We start from the raw sequence: 21,610 nt of genomic DNA, 5'->3' as shown, positions 1-21,610 counted from the left end.
TATCAATGGATAAACAAGTTAGAAATACAACAGAAATTGTACGTTTGGCGAAGCAGAAATCAAAAAAGACAAGGGAAAAAGTAGACAAAGCGATTTCTAAATTTTCGATTGAAGGTAAAGTTATTAATTTTAATTCAATAGCAAAGGAAGCTAATGTTTCTAAATCATGGCTTTATAAGGAACACGATATTAGGCAAAGAATCGAATCCCTTCGTGAGCGTCAAATAACAGCAAATGTAGTCTCAAAACCCAAGAAAAGTTCTCGTTCGGAGGAAATCCTTATTAAAACCTTAAAAAGAAGAGTAATGGAATTAGAAAAAGAAAATAAAAAATTACAGAACCAAATTCAAAAATTATATGGAGATCTGTATAATAAAGAATAATTATTAATCTGTAGACAAATTGTGAAAGGATGTACTTAAACGCTAACGGTCAGCTTTATTGAACAGTAATTTAAGTATATGTCCAATCTAGGGTAAGTAAATTGAGTATCAATATAAACTTTATATGAACATAATCAACGAGGTGAAATCATGAGCAATTTGATTAACGGAAAAATACCAAATCAAGCGATTCAAACATTAAAAATCGTAAAAGATTTATTTGGAAGTTCAATAGTTGGAGTATATCTATTTGGTTCAGCAGTAAATGGTGGTTTACGCATTAACAGCGATGTAGATGTTCTAGTCGTCGTGAATCATAGTTTACCTCAATTAACTCGAAAAAAACTAACAGAAAGACTAATGACTATATCAGGAAAGATTGGAAATACGGATTCTGTTAGACCACTTGAAGTTACGGTTATAAATAGGAGTGAAGTTGTCCCTTGGCAATATCCTCCAAAAAGAGAATTTATATACGGTGAGTGGCTCAGGGGTGAATTTGAGAATGGACAAATTCAGGAACCAAGCTATGATCCTGATTTGGCTATTGTTTTAGCACAAGCAAGAAAGAATAGTATTTCTCTATTTGGTCCTGATTCTTCAAGTATACTTGTCTCCGTACCTTTGACAGATATTCGAAGAGCAATTAAGGATTCTTTGCCAGAACTAATTGAGGGGATAAAAGGTGATGAGCGTAATGTAATTTTAACCCTAGCTCGAATGTGGCAAACAGTGACTACTGGTGAAATTACCTCGAAAGATGTCGCTGCAGAATGGGCTATACCTCTTTTACCTAAAGAGCATGTAACTTTACTGGATATAGCTAGAAAAGGCTATCGGGGAGAGTGTGATGATAAGTGGGAAGGACTATATTCAAAGGTGAAAGCACTCGTTAAGTATATGAAAAATTCTATAGAAACTTCTCTCAATTAGGCTAATTTTATTGCAATAACAGGTGCTTACTTTTAAAACTACTGATTTATTGATAAATATTGAACAATTTTTGGGAAGAATAAAGCGTCCTCTTGTGAAATTAGAGAACGCTTTATTACTTTAATTTAGTGAAACAATTTGTAACTATTGAAAATAGAAAGAAATTGTTCCTTCGATAGTTTATTAATATTAGTGACATTTGCATGCTTCAAAGCCTGTCGGAATTGGTTTTTAGTGAAAAGAACACGATATTCACGGTTTACCCACTTATAAACAAAAGATCGATACTTTTTGTAGTCCTTCTTTGAAATCAATGGTTGATGTCGTTCAAGAACAATCAATACAGAGTCTACACTTGGCTTAGGATGAAAATATAGTGGTGGTACTTTTTTGAGCATTTTTATATCCATCTCCACCATTAATAGTAAACCCAAAGCTCGTTGCAGATTTTGCAATCTTTTCGCAAATCCCTTCTCAACGATAAGATAGCTATATTTAGCCTGACTTTCAAAGGTAATTCTTTTGACAATATCCGTACTGATGTTATAAGGAATATTACCATATATCTTATAGTTTATATGTTTTGGGAAGGAAAATTTTAGAATATCCGTTTGAATCACTTTTATATTCTCAGAGGGGTTTACCGCTTCTTTAGTCACTTGACATAAGCCTCCATCAATTTCTATAGCAGTAACTGATCGACTCATTTTGACTAGCTCTTTGGTAAAATGTCCTTTTCCTGATCCGATTTCTATTACGTTGTCTTGTTTACTGATATTCGTGTGATTCAATATTTCTTTTACATGCTTTTTAGAAGTAATAAAATTTTGCGTGTCTTTAGGGTTTTTCTGGTTCATTATAACCTTCTCCTTACTGGTTATAATGAACTGACATTAAGCGTTCATTATAACCAATTAATTTTGATTTGGTTGATAACGAACTTTATTAATAACAAATATAGAAAAAGTACCCATACTTTTATCTCCTTTCCATTTTTTTTCATTATGAATGAGATAAAGTAATTTCTACTACTGCGATACTGGTGCACATAATTGAAACCTCCTTATGTAACTGAATATGATTGTATCATCTTTTCATTTTAGAATAAACCTTTATATGTAATTTTGCACTTGACACTTCAGATGGACGTTTTCTTCAAAATAATATGTTTTGAAACTTGATAAGAGAAGCCACTGTCTTTACTAAAAAGTAAAGGCTGCGATAAAGGACAGTGACTTTAATAAAGTTGCACTGTTGTATTGTCTTTGGATAAAATTGTCTAAAGGGAAGTTTTATCCCCAACGAAAAAACATCTAAAGTGGTAAGTAATGAAAGAATGTCGATAAAGTAGGAATGGGGGATCTTTTTGAATACAATAGAATCACAGTTTGATAAGGTTGCAGAAGATTACGATTTCGTGAATGAGCTTTTGAATGATTATTCATTCTTTGTGTCTAATATGTCTCCAAAGAAAGGCAGAGCATTAGATATCGGATGTGGCTCGGGTTTGTTAGTGGAGAAATTAGCAAGTTATTATGATGAAGTGGTAGGGATTGATATTTCTAATCAAATGCTCGATCTTGCCAAATCTAAACGTCAACTAACAAATACGGTCTATCTGAATATGAATGCAGAACAACTTAATTTTAATGAGAAGTTTGATTTTATTGTAAGCCGAACAACCTTTCATCATTTGGATGATATAGCCAGCGTAATACAGCAAATGAAGGAACTGTTGAATGAGGAAGGAAGAATAGTTATTCTTGATAATGTATCTGAAGTCGAGACACCGCCTACCTATGTTTATAAATTAGGGGCAATCCAAGAGTTTTTACCGCATTGTTTCAAATTTGGAATAAAAAATGCGATTAGAATTTATAATCACAACACATCTAAATCATGGCTTGAGCATTTAGCTTCAGATAAGTACCTATCTGAACAAAATTATTACGATTTATATGAAAAGTTGTTGCCTGGATGCCAATTCCATAAAATGGGTTGGGCAATGGGGGTTGTCTGGACAAAATAACTTAAAGCTGTGGCTTTGAAAAGTTGAATTTGTGATTGTTTTCAGAGCTATCGGGTGCTTTAGTATAAATAACAATGAATAAAAAATCAGCCTGTATCTTATGTTACTATTAAGTAATTTAAGATACAGGTTTTACTATTTTTGAAATAAGTACCTTCCACTTCAAATACATGTATTCAAAGTGAAAGTATTGATTTAAATGATTCTTTTGTAATTTACTCTTGATAATACATCACACCTTCAAAAGAAGATATTCATACAACAAAACGATTGCAAGAGTGTGGCAGAGTGCTTGGCATTGAATTGCTTGATCATATAATTATTGGAGATGCGAAGTATTTGAGTTTGGTTGAAGCGGGGTATTTTGATGATTAAAAAACCGATAACACGACATGAAGGTGTTATCGGAATATAGTAAATATGCTTTGATTTAAAATGGATGCATTTGAAAATAGTTCAGAATCCACATAATCCCTTGATAAGCTAAATAAATAATTAAAGCGAAAATCGCAATTTTTATGATAAAACGTAGTAATGAAACACCTACTCTGAAGAGTAGACCAATCAATAATACGAGTAAAATAATTGTTAAAATTGACATGGCTGCAACTCCTTTACATATAGTGTAACTGAAATGTATTGTGGATGCATCGGTCTTGGGATTTAAATCAAGTGTCGTTCTCTAGTCTGATGAAAATTCTCGTAAAAAAGCGTACAATGAAATCATTAAGAATGGGACGGTGTGAGGATGCGTTTTCTATTTAACATCATTAAAAATATTATAGCAGTCGGATGCATCATTGTAATTGTCTTTTTTGCGTTGAAATATGCACCGTTTTTAAAAGAACAAGAATGGAATCCAATCAGCAATAAAACTACCTATTCATCTTATCAAGGCGGTAATGTACCAATTGAAGATTTCAAACCTGGCCAACGTTATGTTGTAGAAAAAAATGATATTTTGAATAATATGCCCGCAAGTCAGACTAAGAACATCTTTAACATGTTGAATAAAGAAGAGTTTATGGATGTCAGCGGATTAAGCAGAATGGGCTATAATGAAAATTATTTAATTGGGCAACGTGGCAATCAGTTTATCATGTACAAATTCGGTTCTGATGAATTACGTATTTATGCAACGGAAATTGAACTGCATCAAGACTTACAAGCGATGCAGCAAAATATACAAATGCACCCTGTAGCTTATTTTAAATAAATCGAGTTGTTTCTATAGTGCATTATCTTGAAAATAATACAGTCTTACGTTACCCTTGTGTTGAATCATTGATAGAGAGGTTTGGTGTTCTTTAATGAGTAAACAAACAAATGGAAAAAACGCTGCTGAACAATCAAAAGCGCAAAAGCTGTTTGAGAACTGGAGAAAAGAAGAAACCCTGTATAAAGAAGATGAAAAAGAAGACAGCAACAAGAAATAATGATTCAGACTTAGACAGTGTATATGAACATTTACAGCTGATTTTTAATTAAAATAAAATGAAGATATTTTTTGGGCATCAGCCGATTTCAAATGAATTGCTGATGCTCTTTTTTTAAGTATTTTTTGCCAGGTACAGTTGGCACTTTAACTAAGGTGTATAATAATATAAAATATAGTGAGATATGAAAAATTGAGTTAATAGAGGTGTTCAGGTTGTCCAAGTTTTTTAAAAATAACAAATTGATTGTTATTTTCTGTTCCCTGATTCTATTTATATCGTTAATAGGGTTATCGATCAGATCACATCACCAATCGCCTGTGGAACAATATGTCGGTGATACCGTGTCCGTTCCTCAACGCGTACTATCTTATCCATTACATATAGTAACAGGTTCAATTGACGGTTTATTCAATGGAAAAACATCAAAAGAGGATAAAAATAAAATCAAACAATTAGAGGCAGAAAATGAGAGATTGAAAGCGGAAAATGAAGGTTTTCGTAAAGAATTAGATATTAAAGACATCTCTAAATACGAACCTCTCAGCGCAACAGTGATTGCTAGAAATCCAGACCAATGGATGAATAAAGCGATTATTGATAAAGGGAAAAAAGCCGGAATCAAACAAAACCAAGCTGTTATTACAGCAGAAGGTTTAGTCGGCAGAGTTGTCAAAGTCAATCAGTTTTCTGCTCAAGTAGATTTGCTTTCAACTTCATCTCGTAATGGTAAACTTTCAGTTAATATTCAACATGATTCTAAAAAAATCTTCGGGTTGATTAACCATTATGATAGAAAAACAAATGAATTAGTTATCAGTGATATTGATAATAAGGATAAAATCGCAAAAGGCGATAAAGTTGTGACAAGTGGTTTAGCGAATCAAATACCAAGCAACTTATATATCGGTGAAGTTACTAAAGTAGAAAATGATCAATATGGGCTTTCAAAAGAAGTGAGAGTAAAAACAGCGGCAGATTTAAGTGACTTAGATCATGTTTATGTTGCACAACGCGATCCGAAAACACTTCCTGATGAAAGCGGTGATGAATAATGCGTGCGTTTTACTATTTTTTAATTGGGGCTGTATTGTTCTATCTTGATTCATTAATCGCTTTAGTGATACCGATGCAAATCGGTGGAAGAGGGATTATCTTCGTACCGCATTTATTGTTGATGTATTTGTTGATTATTACCATCTATAAAAAACCAAGTATCGCAGTTGTACTTGCGATAATTTTCGGATTAACTACTGATTTATATTATGGAACAATCTATGGTTTAAATACATTTGGTTATTTATTATTTGTGATTTTGATGGATTTCTTTTTCAAAGTATACTATCGAGATCATACGATGGTATTCATTGGTGTTTGGCTGTTTACAATCATCTTTGAAATTTACCAAGCATTAATTTATGGTTTGTTAGGATTAATTAAATTTAATCTTTGGGACTTTTTATTATTCCGATTATTACCAACCGCTTTCGTAAATTTACTGTTATTGGTGATTGTTTTTAGCTTGATTAAAAAATTAATCAAAAAATTAGATTTGCCAATTGACAGGAAAGCCTAGGGATGGTAAGCTTTAGCAGTTGAGTAGTTTATAGCTACATACAACCGCTCAAATATAGGTTTAAGTATACCAAGTGTATCACCTATATATGGCGTGACTTATTTTATAGGAGGTGCAAAGTATGTTTGCTATTATCGAAACAGGCGGTAAACAAATTAAAGTAGAAAAAGGTCAAGAAATTTACGTTGAAAAATTAGATGTAAACGAAGGTGACACTTTCACTTTTGACAAAGTTTTATTTGTAGGTGGAGACGCAGTCAAAGTTGGTGCGCCAACAGTTGAAGGTGCGACAGTAACAGCTACAGTAAACAAACAAGGTCGCGGTAAGAAAATCACTGTATTTACTTACAAACGTCGTAAAGACTATAAACGTAAAAAAGGCCATCGTCAACCATACACTAAATTAACAATCGACGCAATCAACGCTTAATCATGATTAAGATAGACGTTTCGTTTAATGAAGAGGGTCAAGTAACAGATGTCATCATGGATGGTCATGCTGAACATGGCGAGTATGGTCATGATATTGTCTGTGCTGGCGCTTCAGCGGTTTTATTCGGAAGTGTCAATGCTATCCTCGGATTAACATCTGAAAGACCTGACATAGATTATGACGATGATGGAGGCTATTTCCATCTCAGAAGTGTAAACGTAAACGATGAACAAGCGCAATTGATTTTGCAAGCAATGCTCGTATCACTTCAAACTATTGAAGACGAGTACCACGATAATATAAAATTAAATTATAAGTGAGGTGTATCCAGATGTTAAAATTAAACTTACAATTCTTCGCATCGAAAAAAGGGGTAAGTTCTACTAAAAACGGACGTGACTCTGAATCTAAACGTCTTGGCGCTAAACGTGCTGACGGACAATTCGTAACAGGTGGATCAATTTTATTCCGTCAACGCGGAACTAAAATCTACCCTGGTGAAAATGTAGGTCGCGGCGGCGATGACACATTATTCGCTAAAATTGACGGCGTTGTTAAATTCGAACGCAAAGGCCGTAACAAAAAACAAGTTTCAGTATACGCTGCAGCTGAGTAATTTTTGTTGACGCAACACCAGAAGTTTAACTTCTGGTGTTTTATTTTTGTCTTTATTTCTAAGCGTACATAAAGAATGATATAATAATCTAGATATTGCATTAGAAAATATATAAAAGAGGTGAGAAACATGTTTGTCGATCAAGTTAAAATATTATTAAAAGCAGGCGATGGCGGTAACGGTATCACTGCATATAGAAGAGAGAAATATGTTCCTTTCGGAGGCCCGGCAGGCGGAGACGGCGGTCGCGGTGCATCTATAGTTTTTGAAGTAGACGAAGGGTTACGTACATTACTCGATTTCAGATATCAACGCCAATTCAAAGCCAAACGTGGTGAAGGCGGCCAAAGTAGTAACATGCATGGTAGAAATGCGGAAGATTTAGTATTAAGAGTCCCACCAGGCACAATTATTAAAGCAGTTGAAACGGATGAAGTCATCGCTGACCTAGTAGAAAATGGACAACGTGCCGTTGTCGCTAAAGGTGGACGTGGTGGTCGAGGCAACTCTCGATTTGCAACACCAAGAAACCCAGCACCTGATTTCAGTGAAAATGGTGAACCTGGTGAAGAAATTGAAGTCACATTAGAATTAAAATTAATGGCAGATGTTGGCTTAGTTGGTTTCCCAAGTGTAGGTAAATCTACATTGCTTTCAACAGTCTCAAAAGCAAAGCCTAAAATCGGAGCATACCATTTCACAACGATTAAACCAAATTTAGGTGTTGTTTCAACACCTGACGGTCGTAGCTTTGTTATGGCTGATTTACCTGGATTAATTGAAGGTGCTTCAGAGGGTGTTGGTTTAGGACATCAATTCTTACGTCATGTCGAAAGAACTAAAGTCATTGTACATGTGATTGACATGAGCGGATCAGAAGGCAGAGATCCTTATGAAGATTACCAAACTATTAACAATGAATTAAAATCTTACGGTCAACGTTTAGAAGATCGTCCACAAATCATCGTCGCAAATAAAATGGATTTGCCAGACGCACAAGATAATTTAGAACTCTTTAAGTCTGAAGTTGGTGACGATGTAGAGATTATTCCAATTTCTGCTTATACACGAGAAAATCTTGATCAATTACTTTATGCGATTGCTGATAAACTAGAAGAGTATAAAGATGTTGATTTCTCTAAAGAAGATGATGAAGCATTAGGTGTGAACCGTGTATTATACAAACACACACCATCACAAGATGCATTCACAATTACACGTGATGATGATGCAGCATTTGTGGTCAGCGGTAAAGCAATTGAAAGAATGTTCCATATGACTGATTTCAATAGTGACCCGGCAGTTAGACGTTTTGCGCGTCAAATGCGTTCAATGGGTATTGATGATGCATTAAGAGAACGTGGTGCGAAAAATGGAGATATCGTAAGAATTTTAGGCGGAGAATTTGAATTCGTTGAATAGAGGTGTCTAAGTGAACGATAAACAAGTGAAAAAGTTCTATCTGATACGAGAAGATGTACTTCCAGAGTCTGTCATTAAAACATTGCAAATTAAAGATGCATTAAAAGAAAATCCGCATTTGTCTATTTATGAAGCAGTCAGACAATACGGTTTATCTCGTAGTGCCTTTTACAAGTATAAAGATACTATTTTTCCAATTGATGAAAAGGTAGAAGATACAAGAGAATTCACTATCATTCTTTATGTACATGATAAGGTTGGTATGCTTGCACAAGTTCTTAATACGATTTCTCAAATTCACATGTCTGTTTTAACGATTCATCAAAGTATTCCGATGGAAGATAAAGCAACAATCACATTGTCTTTAAATACTGCAGGCAGTCAGACTTCGATTGAAGATGTGATTTTTGCATTACGAAACATTGAAAATGTTTATAAAGTAGAAATAATCAGTATGTCAATGTAAGGAAGTGACGGCGTGTACGCATATATTAAAGGTCAATTAACACAATTGTTCCCAACACACGTGGTGGTGGAAACGAATGGTGTCGGTTATGAAATCCAAACACCGAACTCTTATCGTTTTCAATCTTCATTTCAACAAGAAGTAGTAATTTACACGTCTTTAGTTGTTAGAGAAGATGCACAGTTGTTGTATGGTTTTATATCAGAAGAAGAAAAAGAAATGTTTTTAAGCTTGAATAAAGTGACAGGTATTGGTCAAAAATCGGCATTGGCAATTTTAGCTGCAAGTACGCCTAATGAAGTGAAAATCGGTATAGAAAATGAAAATGAAGCGTATTTAACAAAATTCCCAGGCATCGGTAAGAAGACTGCACGTCAAATCATCTTAGATTTAAAAGGTAAAGTTCAAATCACAGATGAAAGTGCAGATACTTTATTACAGCAACCTGATACAACTGTATCCGGCAATTCACCAGTCCTAGAAGAAGCCTTGCTTGCATTAGAAGCATTAGGTTATTCTAAGCGTGAATTGAAAAAAGTTGAAAAGAAATTGAGTACAGAGCAGTTTGAATCAGTGGATGAAGCGGTTAAAGCAGGTTTGAAAATATTAGTTTCTTAAAAATAAGTCAAAAGGAGGGGACACAATGGATGACAGAATGGTAGATCAAACGGTCCATGATGATGAATATTCTTTTGAATTATCATTGAGACCACATTTACTAAGACAATATATCGGTCAAGCATCAATTAAAGCTAATTTAGAAGTCTTTATAAAAGCAGCAAAGATGCGTGAGGAGCCATTAGATCATGTTTTATTATTCGGCCCCCCTGGACTTGGTAAAACAACCTTGTCAAACATCATTGCGAATGAAATGGGTGTAAACATCAGAACAGTTACTGGACCAGCAATAGAACGACCTGGTGATTTAGCGGCAATCCTTTCAGGTTTGCAACCAGGTGATGTTTTGTTTATTGATGAAATTCATCGTTTAAGCAGTGTAGTTGAAGAGGTTTTATATCCTGCAATGGAAGATTTCTATTTAGATATCGTGATCGGCAAAGGAGAAGAAGCGCGCAGTATTCGTATTGATTTGCCTCCATTTACATTAGTAGGTGCAACGACAAGAGCCGGCAGCTTAACGGGCCCTTTACGTGATCGCTTTGGTGTTCATTTACGTTTGGAGTTTTATAATGAGGATGAACTAGAAGATATTATTAAGCGAACTGCAGAAGTACTAGGAACAGAAATTGATGAAGAGAGCGCTGCAGAACTTGCGAAACGTAGTAGAGGTACACCACGTATTGCCAACCGTCTTCTTAAACGCGTTCGAGATTTCCAACAAGTCAATGAAGACGACAAAATATATATTGAAACAACAAAACGTGCATTACAACTTCTACAAGTTGATGATTATGGTTTAGATTATATCGACCATAAAATGATGCGCTGTATTATTAATCAATATAATGGGGGACCTGTCGGTTTAGACACAATCGCTGTTTCTATCGGTGAAGAACGTATTACAATCGAAGATGTTTATGAGCCTTTCTTAATTCAAAAAGGCTTTTTAGAACGCACACCGAGAGGAAGAAAAGCGACACCCCTAGCTTATGAACACTTTGGCACTGAACATGGAAAGAGGGACAATTTTGAATATTGAAGAGTTTGATTATCATTTACCGGAAGAACTAATCGCACAAACGCCGTTAAAAGATAGAGATACAAGTCGTTTATTAGTATTAAATAGAAAGAATGGCGACATTGAACATCGTCATTTTAAAGACATTATTGAATATTTTAATCCAGGTGACACGCTTGTCTTAAACGATACTAAAGTCATGCCTGCGCGCTTATTTGGTTTAAAAGAAGATACAAAAGCTAAAGTAGAAATGTTGATGCTGACACAAATCGAAGGTAATGATTGGGAAGTATTGTTGAAGCCTGCGAAACGTATCAAAGTGGGCCAAAAATTATCATTTGGTGAAGGGAAAATCATCGCAGAATGTATTAAGGAATTAGAACAAGGTGGACGCATTATGCGTTTATATTACGAAGGTATTTTACAAGAACGTTTAGATGAATTAGGTGAAATGCCATTACCGCCTTACATCAAAGAACGTTTAGATGATCCAGATCGCTATCAAACAGTCTATGCGAAGGAAACAGGTTCTGCCGCTGCACCAACAGCCGGCTTACACTTTACAGATGAGCTGTTAGAACAATTAAAAGTGAAACAAGTGAACCTTGCATTTGTAACATTGCATGTCGGTTTAGGTACCTTCAGACCTGTCAGCGTTGATAATATAGATGATCATAAAATGCATAGTGAATATTATCAGATGTCTCAAGCTACAGCTGATTTGTTAAATGAAACAAAACAAAAAGGACATCGTATTATTTCAGTTGGTACCACATCAACAAGAACATTAGAAACGATTCGCAGAGACCATGACCAATTTACAGCACAAAGCGGATGGACGGATATCTTTATTTATCCAGGCTTTGAGTTTAAAGCTATTGATGCTTTAATTACGAACTTCCATCTGCCGAAGTCCACACTTGTCATGTTAGTTTCAGCATTCAGTTCAAAACAATATATTTTAAATGCATACCAAACAGCTGTCGAAATGAAATATCGATTCTTCAGCTTTGGTGATGCAATGTTAATTATTTAAGGGAGTCGTGAAAAAGTTATGCCTGCAGTAACTTATGAACATATCAAAACATGTAAACAATCCGGTGCAAGGTTAGGAATCGTGCATACACCGCACGGTTCATTTGAAACACCTATGTTTATGCCAGTAGGAACACAAGCAACCGTTAAAACTATGAGTCCTGAAGAACTAAGGGAAATTAATGCACAAATCATTCTAGGCAACACATACCATTTATGGTTGCAACCCGGTAATGACATTATTAAACGCGCGGGTGGTTTGCATAAATTTATGAATTGGAACGGCCCAATTCTGACTGATTCAGGTGGTTTCCAAGTATTCAGTCTAAGTAATTTACGTAAAATCACAGAAGAAGGTGTTCATTTCAGACATCATAAAAATGGTTCTAAATTATTCTTGAGTCCTGAGAAAGCGACAGAGATTCAAAATGATTTAGGTTCAGATATTATGATGGCATTTGATGAATGTCCGCCAATGCCTGCTGAATATAAATATGTCAAAGACTCTATCGAAAGAACAACAAGATGGGCAGAGCGTTGTCTGAAAGCACATAAACGACCAGAAGACCAAGCTTTATTCGGAATTATCCAAGGTGGAGAATATAAAGATTTACGTCAGCAAAGCGCTGAAGAATTAGTGAAGTTAGATTTTCCTGGCTATGCGATTGGCGGATTATCTGTGGGTGAACCTAAACCAGTCATGTATGACATGGTTGAATTTACTGAACAATTCATGCCTAAGGATAAACCACGTTATTTAATGGGTGTCGGCTCACCAGATGCTTTAATCGAATGTGGTATTCGTGGTATGGATATGTTTGATTGCGTATTACCAACACGTATAGCACGAAATGGTACATGTATGACTTCTAATGGTCGTGTGGTTATTAAAAATGCAAAATATGCAGACGATTTAAGTCCGCTTGATGAAAATTGTGATTGTTATACATGCCGTAACTATACAAAAGCTTACTTACGTCATTTAATAAAAGCAGAAGAAACTTTTGGTATACGCCTAACTACTTATCATAACTTATATTTTCTGTTAAAATTAATGGAGGATATCAGACAGGCCATTCGGGAGGATCGTCTTTTAGATTTTAAAGAGGAATTCTTTGAACAATATGGATTGAATGAAGAAAATCCTAAAAACTTTTAATTAAAGGAGTAATGTTTGTGAATTTAACTGGTCTTATTTTACCTATTGCATTATTAGCTTTAATGTGGTTCTTCATGATCAGACCACAACAAAAGCGTCAAAAGGAACACCGTGAAATGGTGAACCGTTTGGAATCAGGACAACACGTTACAACAATCGGCGGCATCAAAGGTGTCGTACGTGCAGTTGATGAAACAACAGTTGTCATTTCAGTTAACGACAAAGGCACTCAAATCACATTTGAAAAAGGTGCTGTAAAACAAGTTAATCCAGACTAATTAATGTTAGTATGACATAGTATAGGCAAGCGTAAGCGAATTACCTGTACATAGATTAACCCAATAAACATCCTAAAGCGATCCGATATAGATTGTTTTAGGATGTTTTAATTTTGTTTGAATTACTTTAAATGCATGAAAAGTTGTTTTAAATTAGTGTAGGAGCGTGTATAATTCAATATTGGAATACGATTTTATAAGGTTTTGCATAGTATTAACGTGATTTAATGTTGATTTTAATCAATTGTACACGCTATGCATCACATAAAGTATTGTTTGAATTTTTGAAAGCTGAGTAAGGATGTAGTAAGCTATATAGGTTCATTCAATTGAAGTGCAGCGTAAGAACAAACCGAAACGTTTGGTTTTAGCTTGCAGTTCATTTGAAAAATCAAGTATGCTATTTACATAAGTAAATAATGAGGTGTTCATGTGAAGAAAAACAGTAGAATAATTGCATTCTTGTTACTTGTTGTGTTGCTTTTTGCTGGCATGGCAGCAACTTACAAGAATGTAATTAAAGACGTTCGTTTAGGCTTGGACCTTCAAGGTGGATTTGAGGTACTTTACCAAGTTAATCCATTACAAAAGGGTGATAAGATAGACGATAAGGCTGTTCAAGCCACAGCCAAAACGTTAGAAAACAGGGTCAACGTCTTAGGGGTATCTGAACCTAAGATTACTGTTGAAGATAATAACCGTATTCGAGTACAACTTGCTGGTGTTAAAAACCAAAATGAAGCTCGAGACATTTTATCTTCACAAGCGAATTTAACGATTCGTGACTCAGACGATAACGTTAAATTAACAGGTAAGGATTTAGTTCAAGGTTCTGCAAAACAAGAGTTTAAGCAGAATACCAACCAACCGGCTGTTACTTTCAAATTGAAAGATAGTAAAAAATTCAAGAAAGTCACAGAAGAGATTTCAAAACGTAAAGAAAACGTGATGGTTGTTTGGTTAGACTACGAAAAAGGCGATAGTTACCAAAAAGAAAAAGAGAAAAAAGACCCGAAATATGTTTCAGCAGCGTCAGTTGATCAACCTATCAACTCTGACAGTGTAGAAATTTCTGGTGGATTTAATGGCGAAGAAGGCGTTCAAAAAGCAAAACAAATTGCTGACTTATTGAACTCTGGTTCTTTACCAGTACATCTTAAAGAAATTTACTCTAACTCTGTAGGTGCACAGTTCGGTCAAGATGCATTAGATAAAACAATCTTCGGTTCATTATTAGGTGTCGGAGTCATTTACTTATTTATGGTAGGATTCTACAGATTACCTGGTATTATTGCCGTAATTACATTAACAACATATTTCTACTTAACTTTAGTAGCCTTCAACTTCATTCATGGTGTACTTACATTGCCAGGTTTAGCGGCACTGGTACTTGGTGTCGGTATGGCGGTTGATGCGAACATCATCATGTATGAACGGATTAAAGATGAGTTGAGAATCGGACGAACATTGAAACAAGCTTTCCACAAAGCGAATAAGAGTTCTTTTATTACGATTTTAGATGCGAACTTAACAACTGTCTTAGCGGCAGCTGTGTTATTCTTCTTTGGTGAAAGTGCGGTTAAAGGTTTCGCTACGATGTTATTACTCGCAATCTTAATGAGTTTCGTGACAGCAGTATTCTTAACACGTATCTTATTATCATTGTTAGTACAATCAAATTACTTCAAGAAAAGTTTCTGGTTATTTGGTATTAAGAAGAAAGATAGACATGATATCAATGAAGGTATTGATGTGTATCAATTAAAAACACCTTATGATCATTGGAACTTCATGAAACTTGCGAAACCATTATTCTGGTTCAGTGGTATTGTGATTGCTGCTGGTGTAGTAATTCTGTTTATATTCAAATTAAACTTAGGTATCGACTTTACAAGTGGTACACGTGTTGATATGAAAGCAGATCATAAGATTACACAAGAAGATGTTACAAAACAATTAGACAAAGCGCATATGAAGCCTGACCGTATTTCATTATCTGGTAATAACGATAGCGCTTCTGTTCAATTTAAAAATGATTTGAGCAAAGACGAAGTTGCTAAAGTTAAAAATGTGATGAAAAAAGAATTCGGTAATGAACCTACTGTTAACACAGTTTCACCGGTGATTGGTCAAGAAATTGCGAAAAACGCATTACTTTCATTGATTTACGCATCAATCGGTATGATTATATACATTTCATTACGATTCGAATGGCGAATGGGCTTATCATCTATCATCGCATTACTGCATGATGCCTTTATGATTGTTGCGGTATTCAGCTTGTTCAGAATTGAAGTAGATGTAACATTTATCGCAGCAGTTCTAACAATTATCGGTTACTCTATTAACGATACAATCGTTACGTTTGACCGTGTACGTGAGAACTTGCATAAAATCAGGGTGATTACTAAACCAGAACAGATTGACAAAATTGTAAACCGTTCAATCAGACAAACACTGACACGTTCAATCAACACTGTATTAACAGTTGTGATTGTTGTAGTCGCATTATTAATCTTCGGTGCATCAAGTATCTTCAACTTTGCACTTGCATTATTAATTGGTTTAGTTTCTGGTGTATTCTCATCTGTGTTCATCGCTGTACCTTTATGGGGCATGATGAAAAAACAACAGCTTAAAAAAGCACCAAATCATAAACTTGTCGTTTATCGTGAAAAACGTAAAAACGAAGATAAAATTCTGGTTTAATAGAACGAGAGTATTAACTCCTGGACTTTTTAGTCTGGGAGTTTTTTTATGATGTAAAACGCTATGTTTGGTAGAAGTTGCTTTTTATTTTATGAGTTCTTCTGTATAATGACATGTGGAAAAGAGGGAAGTCGTTATATGATTAAAGCTAAGTATAAATGGGATTTACAATCGAATATATCAGAAATCACATCAGATGACGCTAAAGCATTAAAGCTTACACCTATCGTACAAAAAATATTACAAAGCAAAGGTGTAATAGCGTCTTCTGAAATCAAACAATTACTAGAACCATCTCAAATTCAGCATGACCCTTATGCGTTAAGTGATATGAAGAAAGCTATCGAACGTATCAATCAAGCACTTGATAAAAAAGAACGTATTTTAGTTTATGGAGATTATGATGCTGATGGGGTAACATCTACATCTATATTAGTCAGTGCATTAAGAGAACTTGGTGCAGAAGTCGGATGGTATATTCCAAATCGATTTACTGAAGGATATGGACCAAATGAAGCAGCCTTTAGAAATGCAGCGGATGAAGGTATCGATTTGATTATTACAGTTGATAATGGTATCCAAGGTCATCATGAAATGCTAGTGGCTAAAGAATTAGACATAGATGTGATTATTACAGATCACCATGAAATTGGTGAAACGTTACCGGAAGCTTATGCGATTGTGCATCCGATGCATCCAGATTTTGACTATCCATTTAAATACTTAAGCGGTGCAGGGGTCGCATTAAAAATTGCTCAAGCATTACTTGATCATCCTGCACCTGAATTTACAGCTTTGGCAGCCATCGGTACAGTTGCTGATTTGGTCTCATTAACAGATGAAAACCGAGCTATTGTACAACAAGGTATAAAAGTGATGAACAATCATCCATCAGTTGCCATCGAAGCGCTGCTAAGTCAAGCAGGGTATAACGACGCGATAAACGAAGAAACGATTGGTTTTATAATAGGACCGCGTTTGAATGCAGTAGGCCGTCTAGATGATGCAAGTTTAGCAGCGGAATTGTTAATGTGTGAAAGTGCGGAAGCAGCGGAATTCTTAGCTGAGCAAGTTGAACATTTTAATCAAGAACGAAAAGATATTGTTCAAGAGATTGCAGACGAAGCACTTGAAATGGCACAAGCGGAAGTAGAAGCTGGAAACCGCTTCTTAATCCTTGCCCAAGAAAATTGGCATGAAGGTGTTCTTGGCATAGTTGCCTCACGAATTGTTGAAACATATGGCTTGCCGACGATCATTCTAAACATTGATACTGCACAAGATTTTGCGAAAGGTTCTGCACGCAATATTGAACAAGTTTCAATGTATGAGATGCTAGATAAAGAAAGACCATTGATTTCAAAATTCGGTGGGCATCATATGGCAGCGGGAATGACTTTACCAATTGAAAATATAGAAAAGCTTAAAACAGCGTTAAATGCTCATATGGCAGAACTCGCAAAACACGAAGATTTAACACCTAGGAAAAAAGTAGATTTAGTATTAAGCGAATCTGATATTACGGTTAAAAATATTTCAGATATTGAAAAGTTACGACCATTCGGTACAGACTTTACTAGTCCTGTGTTTGAATTAGATGGGATTCAAGTCAAACAATCTAAAGGGATTGGTCAAGAAGGCAAACATTTAAAAATGACACTAGGTGATTCTAAGTTACAAGCCCTTTATTGGCAAAATGGTGCATATGCACACCAACTAGAACCGAACGAACCCTTAAATTTAATCGGGACCTTACAAATAAATGAATGGAATGGTAATCAATCACCTCAATTCATGGTACAAGATATGGCTTCAGAACAGCTGCAAATTTTAGACTTCAGAGGCAAAGCACGTCAACATGAGATGCATGATAATGCATCGACTGCAGAAATTATCAATGCACAGGCTGAAAAAGCACATGAACATCAATATTTCTATGGAGATATAATTGAACAAGTTTATGACAGATATATCTTTAAAGAGTTACCATTGGATTTAGAAACCATGGCACAAACATTAAAGTCAATTCAAGCCAGTCAAATTATTTTAGAGTTGAACCATCAACACTCTATTTATTTTGATGGCATGCCGCAAATGAACCATTTTAAGGCGTGCTATAAAGCCTTATTTATGAAAGATGAAATCAACTTAGAACAAGATGGAATGCAGTTATGCAACTATTTAAAAATCAAACCGCCTTTATTGATATTTATGCTCAAAGTCTTTAATGAATTAGATTTTATTGAGAATAATCATGGTATAATTAAAGTGAATAAAAATGTAGATAAAAAGGACATTACTTCTAGTAAGCTTTATCAAGCAAGACTTAAACGGATAGATGTTGAGAAATTCTTGTTATATGATGACTTTTCAAAGGTGAAACTTTGGATTAAAGAACAGCTAGCTAAGTAATTAGGAGGAAATAAATAAATGGATTTAAAACAATATGTTTCAGAAGTACAAGATTGGCCTAAAGAAGGCGTCAATTTCAAAGATATCACAACGATTATGGATAATGGGGAAGCTTATGGTTATGCGACAGATCAAATCGTTGAATTTGCTAGAGAAAAAGAAGTAGATATCGTTGTAGGTCCTGAAGCACGTGGCTTTATCATCGGTTGTCCTGTAGCGTATTCAATGGGAATTGGGTTTGCACCAGTACGTAAAGAAGGCAAACTTCCTAGAGAAGTCATCAAATATGAGTACAACTTGGAATATGGTACTAACGTTTTAACTATGCATAAGGATGCTATTAAACCAGGACAACGCGTCTTAATTACTGATGATTTGCTAGCGACAGGCGGCACGATTGAAGCTACAATCAAACTCGTTGAAGAACTAGGAGGTATTGTGGCTGGTATTGCCTTTATCATCGAATTAAAATATTTACATGGTTATGAAAAGATTAAAGACTACGAAGTATTAAGCTTAATTTCATATGATGAGTAAAATAATGTATCGCTTACTAGTGAAGGGTAAGCGATACATTTATTTATTTGCAAAATTTGTTTTTTGTTTTTAAAATAAAAGTTCATTCTACAAGGTAAGCTTGTAAACGACACTGACAAGATAATTGCGAAAGTTCACACAATACGTCGAAGTATAGTGGTTCAATTATCTGTCAATGTATAGTAGAATAGATATATTATTTAATATAAATGTAAGTTGTGATAAAAGGAACGAGTTGAAAATAGGCTGGTAACCTATATAACTATTGTCGAAATACGAAATATTCAAACAAACTGACAAGCAGTTTATAAAATAAAATGTACTTAAAAAGAAGATGTGGGGGTGTCTAATGTGAATAATGAATATCCATACAGCGCAGATGAAGTCTTATATAAAGCAAAATCCTACTTATCCAAAGAGGAGTATGAACATGTCTTGAAAAGCTATCATATCGCATATGAAGCGCATCAAGGCCAATTCAGAAAAAATGGTTTGCCTTATATTATGCACCCGATTCAAGTAGCTGGTATTTTAACTGAGATGCATCTTGACGGACCGACTATTGTTGCAGGCTTCTTACATGATGTAATTGAGGATACTCCTTACACATTTGATGACGTAAAAGCGATGTTTAACGATGAAGTAGCCATGATTGTTGAAGGGGTTACGAAATTAAAGAAAGTCAAATATCGTTCTAAAGAAGAACAACAAGCTGAGAACCATAGAAAGTTATTTATTGCGATTGCCAAAGATGTACGTGTTATCTTAGTTAAATTAGCAGATAGACTGCATAATATGCGTACTTTAAAAGCGATGCCGAGAGAAAAACAAATTAGAATTTCTAAAGAAACATTAGAGATTTACGCACCTCTTGCACACCGTTTAGGGATTAATACAATCAAATGGGAACTTGAAGATATAGCGCTTCGTTATATCGATGGTGTACAGTACTTCCGTATCGTCAATCTCATGAAGAAAAAACGTAGTGAGCGTGAAGCTTATATTGCAAACGCGATAGACAATATACGTGCTGAAATGGATAAAATGCATATTTCAGGTGAGATTAACGGCCGTCCTAAACATATTTACAGTATCTATCGTAAAATGATGAAACAAAAGAAACAATTCGATCAAATCTTTGATTTATTAGCAGTGCGTATTATTGTTGATTCAATTAAAGATTGTTATGCGGTATTAGGTTTAGTACATACTTTATGGAAACCGATGCCTGGCAGATTCAAAGACTATATTGCGATGCCTAAACAAAACATGTATCAATCGTTGCATACCACTGTTGTAGGTCCAAATGGCGATCCTTTAGAAATTCAAATCAGAACACATGAAATGCATGAAATTGCTGAACACGGGGTTGCGGCGCATTGGGCTTATAAAGAAGGCAAGAAAGTCACTGATGATAATTCAAGTTATGCTAAGAAACTATCATGGTTGAAAGACTTGGCAGAAGCGGATAAAACAGCGAATGATGCACAAGAATTTATGGAATCATTGAAGTTCGATTTACAAAGTGATAAAGTATATGCCTTCACACCACAAAGTGATGTGATTGAATTACCTTATGGTGCAGTTCCGATTGACTTCGCCTATGCCGTACACAGTGAAGTCGGCAACAAAATGATCGGTGCAAAGGTCAATGGTAAAATCGAACCGATTGATTACGTATTGCAAACTGGAGATATTGTTGAAATACGAACAAGCAAACATTCCTATGGACCAAGCAGAGACTGGTTGAAAATTGTTCGTTCTTCCAGTGCAAAAAGCAAAATTAAAAGCTTCTTCAAAAAACAAGACCGTTCTTCAAACATTGAAAAAGGTAAGTTTATGGTAGAAGCGGAAATTAAGGAACAAGGCTTTAAAGTTGATGAAGTATTGACAGAAGCGAATATAGATATCGTCAATCAAAAATATAATTTCTCAAATGAAGATGATTTATTTGCGGCAGTAGGTTTTGGCGGTGTGACATCATCACAAATCGTTAACAAGTTAACGGAAAAACAACGTATTCTTGACAAGCAACGTGCATTGAATGAAGCGCAAGAAGTCACAAAATCTGTACCGATTAAAGACAATATCACCACAGACAGCGGTGTTTATGTTGAAGGTATTGAAAACGTATTGATCAAATTATCTAAATGCTGTAATCCGATTCCAGGTGACGATATTGTAGGTTATATTACTAAAGGACATGGTATTAAAGTACACCGTACAGATTGTCCGAATATCCGAAATGAAAAAGAACGTTTGATCAGCGTAGAGTGGGTGAAATCTAAAGACTCTACACAACGTTATCAAGTTGATTTAGAAGTCACTGCCTATGACCGCAACGGATTACTTAATGAAGTACTACAAGCGGTTAACGCAACTGACAGTAATTTAGTTAAAGTATCAGGTAAATCTGATGTTGAAAAAAATGCTATTATTAATTTAAGTGTGATGGTTAAAAACGTCAACGAAGTATTTAAAGTCGTAGAACGTATTAAACAACTAGGAGACGTCTATACAGTAACAAGAGTTTGGAACTAACTGAGG

The 21,610-nt window shown here is 35.1% G+C and carries 24 protein-coding genes, 1 pseudogene and 1 other annotated feature; of the genes and pseudogenes, 22 read left to right on the top strand and 3 right to left on the bottom strand.

All coding sequences use genetic code 11. The features are described from left to right. Positions 1 to 5 precede the first annotated feature (5 nt). A complete protein-coding gene (locus tag HMPREF2603_RS10890) occupies positions 6 to 383 on the top strand; it encodes a DUF6262 family protein (protein ID WP_000361059.1) in 378 nt (125 codons plus the stop codon). Positions 384 to 533: 150 nt separating this feature from the next. Beyond that, positions 534 to 1,316, top strand: a complete 783-nt coding sequence (locus tag HMPREF2603_RS10885; RefSeq protein ID WP_000067268.1) for an aminoglycoside nucleotidyltransferase ANT(9)-Ia — start codon at positions 534 to 536, stop codon at positions 1,314 to 1,316. A gap of 125 nt (positions 1,317 to 1,441) precedes the next feature. Here the strand turns inward: HMPREF2603_RS10885 and erm(A) are convergent, their stop codons facing one another. After that, positions 1,442 to 2,173 carry a 23S rRNA (adenine(2058)-N(6))-methyltransferase Erm(A) gene (gene erm(A) / locus HMPREF2603_RS10880; RefSeq protein WP_001072201.1) on the bottom strand — a complete coding sequence of 244 codons (732 nt, stop codon included), beginning with the start codon at positions 2,171 to 2,173 and terminating at the stop codon, positions 1,442 to 1,444. A 57-nt stretch (positions 2,174 to 2,230) separates the two neighbouring features. Further along, the gene (locus HMPREF2603_RS13850; protein ID WP_010959190.1) at positions 2,231 to 2,290 is read right to left on the bottom strand and encodes an erythromycin resistance leader peptide; all 60 of its coding nucleotides are present in this window, start codon (positions 2,288 to 2,290) and stop codon (positions 2,231 to 2,233) included. Positions 2,291 to 2,682: 392 nt separating this feature from the next. Between HMPREF2603_RS13850 and HMPREF2603_RS10875 the strand changes: the two genes are divergently transcribed. Together HMPREF2603_RS10875 and HMPREF2603_RS13135 are read left to right on the top strand one after the other, a co-directional pair. After that, on the top strand, positions 2,683 to 3,345 hold the full coding sequence (locus HMPREF2603_RS10875) for a class I SAM-dependent methyltransferase (protein ID WP_001092058.1): 663 nt from the start codon (positions 2,683 to 2,685) through the stop codon (positions 3,343 to 3,345). 231 nt (positions 3,346 to 3,576) lie between these two features. Continuing rightward, positions 3,577 to 3,720: pseudogene (locus HMPREF2603_RS13135) on the top strand (JAB domain-containing protein); the annotation flags it as partial. A 55-nt stretch (positions 3,721 to 3,775) separates the two neighbouring features. On the opposite strand, the gene HMPREF2603_RS13465 reads toward HMPREF2603_RS13135, so the two are convergent. Continuing rightward, entirely contained in the window at positions 3,776 to 3,946 is a 171-nt protein-coding gene (locus HMPREF2603_RS13465; RefSeq protein ID WP_002481135.1) for a hypothetical protein, read from the bottom strand. A 147-nt stretch (positions 3,947 to 4,093) separates the two neighbouring features. On the opposite strand from HMPREF2603_RS13465, the gene HMPREF2603_RS10870 reads away from it, so the two are divergent. The 18 genes from HMPREF2603_RS10870 (at position 4,094) to HMPREF2603_RS10790 (ending at position 21,604) form a co-directional block, all read left to right on the top strand. Next, entirely contained in the window at positions 4,094 to 4,561 is a 468-nt protein-coding gene (locus tag HMPREF2603_RS10870) for a DUF4930 family protein (RefSeq protein ID WP_002481134.1), read from the top strand. Positions 4,562 to 4,655: 94 nt separating this feature from the next. Continuing rightward, entirely contained in the window at positions 4,656 to 4,781 is a 126-nt protein-coding gene (locus HMPREF2603_RS13700) for a hypothetical protein (RefSeq protein WP_002481133.1), read from the top strand. A 215-nt stretch (positions 4,782 to 4,996) separates the two neighbouring features. Continuing rightward, a complete protein-coding gene (mreC, locus tag HMPREF2603_RS10865; RefSeq protein ID WP_002481132.1) occupies positions 4,997 to 5,836 on the top strand; it encodes a rod shape-determining protein MreC in 840 nt (279 codons plus the stop codon). Next, the gene (gene mreD, locus HMPREF2603_RS10860; protein ID WP_060804784.1) at positions 5,836 to 6,357 is read left to right on the top strand and encodes a rod shape-determining protein MreD; all 522 of its coding nucleotides are present in this window, start codon (positions 5,836 to 5,838) and stop codon (positions 6,355 to 6,357) included. The genes mreC and mreD overlap by 1 nt, the downstream gene beginning before the upstream one ends. A gap of 32 nt (positions 6,358 to 6,389) precedes the next feature. Then, positions 6,390 to 6,466, top strand: a sequence feature (ribosomal protein L21 leader region). A 12-nt stretch (positions 6,467 to 6,478) separates the two neighbouring features. Continuing rightward, on the top strand, positions 6,479 to 6,787 hold the full coding sequence (rplU, locus tag HMPREF2603_RS10855) for a 50S ribosomal protein L21 (RefSeq protein WP_002481130.1): 309 nt from the start codon (positions 6,479 to 6,481) through the stop codon (positions 6,785 to 6,787). A gap of 2 nt (positions 6,788 to 6,789) precedes the next feature. Continuing rightward, positions 6,790 to 7,110 (top strand): ribosomal-processing cysteine protease Prp, encoded by a 321-nt coding sequence (locus HMPREF2603_RS10850; protein ID WP_002481129.1) that lies wholly within the window; start codon positions 6,790 to 6,792, stop codon positions 7,108 to 7,110. Between the two features lie 11 nt (positions 7,111 to 7,121). Then, a complete protein-coding gene (rpmA, locus tag HMPREF2603_RS10845; RefSeq protein WP_002481128.1) occupies positions 7,122 to 7,406 on the top strand; it encodes a 50S ribosomal protein L27 in 285 nt (94 codons plus the stop codon). Positions 7,407 to 7,535: 129 nt separating this feature from the next. Next, positions 7,536 to 8,828 carry a GTPase ObgE gene (obgE, locus tag HMPREF2603_RS10840; RefSeq protein WP_023016071.1) on the top strand — a complete coding sequence of 431 codons (1,293 nt, stop codon included), beginning with the start codon at positions 7,536 to 7,538 and terminating at the stop codon, positions 8,826 to 8,828. A gap of 10 nt (positions 8,829 to 8,838) precedes the next feature. Then, complete coding sequence (locus tag HMPREF2603_RS10835) at positions 8,839 to 9,294, top strand: ACT domain-containing protein (RefSeq protein ID WP_002481126.1); 456 nt, start codon at positions 8,839 to 8,841, stop codon at positions 9,292 to 9,294. Between the two features lie 12 nt (positions 9,295 to 9,306). Then, positions 9,307 to 9,912, top strand: coding sequence for a Holliday junction branch migration protein RuvA (ruvA, locus tag HMPREF2603_RS10830; protein ID WP_070502109.1), 606 nt, complete (start codon positions 9,307 to 9,309; stop codon positions 9,910 to 9,912). 25 nt (positions 9,913 to 9,937) lie between these two features. Continuing rightward, entirely contained in the window at positions 9,938 to 10,954 is a 1,017-nt protein-coding gene (gene ruvB, locus HMPREF2603_RS10825; protein ID WP_023016070.1) for a Holliday junction branch migration DNA helicase RuvB, read from the top strand. Continuing rightward, complete coding sequence (gene queA, locus HMPREF2603_RS10820) at positions 10,944 to 11,969, top strand: tRNA preQ1(34) S-adenosylmethionine ribosyltransferase-isomerase QueA (RefSeq protein ID WP_060804783.1); 1,026 nt, start codon at positions 10,944 to 10,946, stop codon at positions 11,967 to 11,969. Before ruvB ends, queA begins: the two co-directional genes overlap by 11 nt. A gap of 18 nt (positions 11,970 to 11,987) precedes the next feature. Continuing rightward, positions 11,988 to 13,127 (top strand): tRNA guanosine(34) transglycosylase Tgt, encoded by a 1,140-nt coding sequence (gene tgt, locus HMPREF2603_RS10815; RefSeq protein WP_070502107.1) that lies wholly within the window; start codon positions 11,988 to 11,990, stop codon positions 13,125 to 13,127. Between the two features lie 17 nt (positions 13,128 to 13,144). Next, entirely contained in the window at positions 13,145 to 13,405 is a 261-nt protein-coding gene (gene yajC / locus HMPREF2603_RS10810) for a preprotein translocase subunit YajC (protein WP_002481121.1), read from the top strand. Between the two features lie 432 nt (positions 13,406 to 13,837). Continuing rightward, positions 13,838 to 16,114, top strand: coding sequence for a protein translocase subunit SecDF (gene secDF / locus HMPREF2603_RS10805; protein WP_060804782.1), 2,277 nt, complete (start codon positions 13,838 to 13,840; stop codon positions 16,112 to 16,114). Between the two features lie 138 nt (positions 16,115 to 16,252). Continuing rightward, a complete protein-coding gene (recJ, locus tag HMPREF2603_RS10800) occupies positions 16,253 to 18,526 on the top strand; it encodes a single-stranded-DNA-specific exonuclease RecJ (protein WP_060804781.1) in 2,274 nt (757 codons plus the stop codon). Positions 18,527 to 18,544: 18 nt separating this feature from the next. Next, on the top strand, positions 18,545 to 19,063 hold the full coding sequence (locus HMPREF2603_RS10795; protein WP_023016066.1) for an adenine phosphoribosyltransferase: 519 nt from the start codon (positions 18,545 to 18,547) through the stop codon (positions 19,061 to 19,063). A 351-nt stretch (positions 19,064 to 19,414) separates the two neighbouring features. Then, complete coding sequence (locus HMPREF2603_RS10790) at positions 19,415 to 21,604, top strand: RelA/SpoT family protein (protein ID WP_002481117.1); 2,190 nt, start codon at positions 19,415 to 19,417, stop codon at positions 21,602 to 21,604. Positions 21,605 to 21,610 lie beyond the last annotated feature (6 nt).

This window comes from Staphylococcus sp. HMSC055C03, assembly GCF_001809385.1.
Classification (GTDB): domain Bacteria; phylum Bacillota; class Bacilli; order Staphylococcales; family Staphylococcaceae; genus Staphylococcus; species Staphylococcus simulans.
Note: the sequence above shows the minus strand (reverse complement) of the source record. Positions and strands in the feature narration are given on the sequence as shown.

Coding starts and splice junctions, on each gene's coding strand:
- ruvB (WP_023016070.1), top strand. CDS start 9,938: ATGGATGACAGAATGGTAGATCAAACGGTCCATGATGATGAATATTCT.
- HMPREF2603_RS13700 (WP_002481133.1), top strand. CDS start 4,656: ATGAGTAAACAAACAAATGGAAAAAACGCTGCTGAACAATCAAAAGCG.
- HMPREF2603_RS10885 (WP_000067268.1), top strand. CDS start 534: ATGAGCAATTTGATTAACGGAAAAATACCAAATCAAGCGATTCAAACA.
- HMPREF2603_RS13465 (WP_002481135.1), bottom strand. CDS start 3,946: ATGTCAATTTTAACAATTATTTTACTCGTATTATTGATTGGTCTACTC.
- obgE (WP_023016071.1), top strand. CDS start 7,536: ATGTTTGTCGATCAAGTTAAAATATTATTAAAAGCAGGCGATGGCGGT.
- rpmA (WP_002481128.1), top strand. CDS start 7,122: ATGTTAAAATTAAACTTACAATTCTTCGCATCGAAAAAAGGGGTAAGT.
- recJ (WP_060804781.1), top strand. CDS start 16,253: ATGATTAAAGCTAAGTATAAATGGGATTTACAATCGAATATATCAGAA.
- HMPREF2603_RS10870 (WP_002481134.1), top strand. CDS start 4,094: ATGCGTTTTCTATTTAACATCATTAAAAATATTATAGCAGTCGGATGC.
- mreD (WP_060804784.1), top strand. CDS start 5,836: ATGCGTGCGTTTTACTATTTTTTAATTGGGGCTGTATTGTTCTATCTT.
- HMPREF2603_RS10890 (WP_000361059.1), top strand. CDS start 6: ATGGATAAACAAGTTAGAAATACAACAGAAATTGTACGTTTGGCGAAG.
- rplU (WP_002481130.1), top strand. CDS start 6,479: ATGTTTGCTATTATCGAAACAGGCGGTAAACAAATTAAAGTAGAAAAA.
- HMPREF2603_RS10850 (WP_002481129.1), top strand. CDS start 6,790: ATGATTAAGATAGACGTTTCGTTTAATGAAGAGGGTCAAGTAACAGAT.
- tgt (WP_070502107.1), top strand. CDS start 11,988: ATGCCTGCAGTAACTTATGAACATATCAAAACATGTAAACAATCCGGT.
- HMPREF2603_RS10795 (WP_023016066.1), top strand. CDS start 18,545: ATGGATTTAAAACAATATGTTTCAGAAGTACAAGATTGGCCTAAAGAA.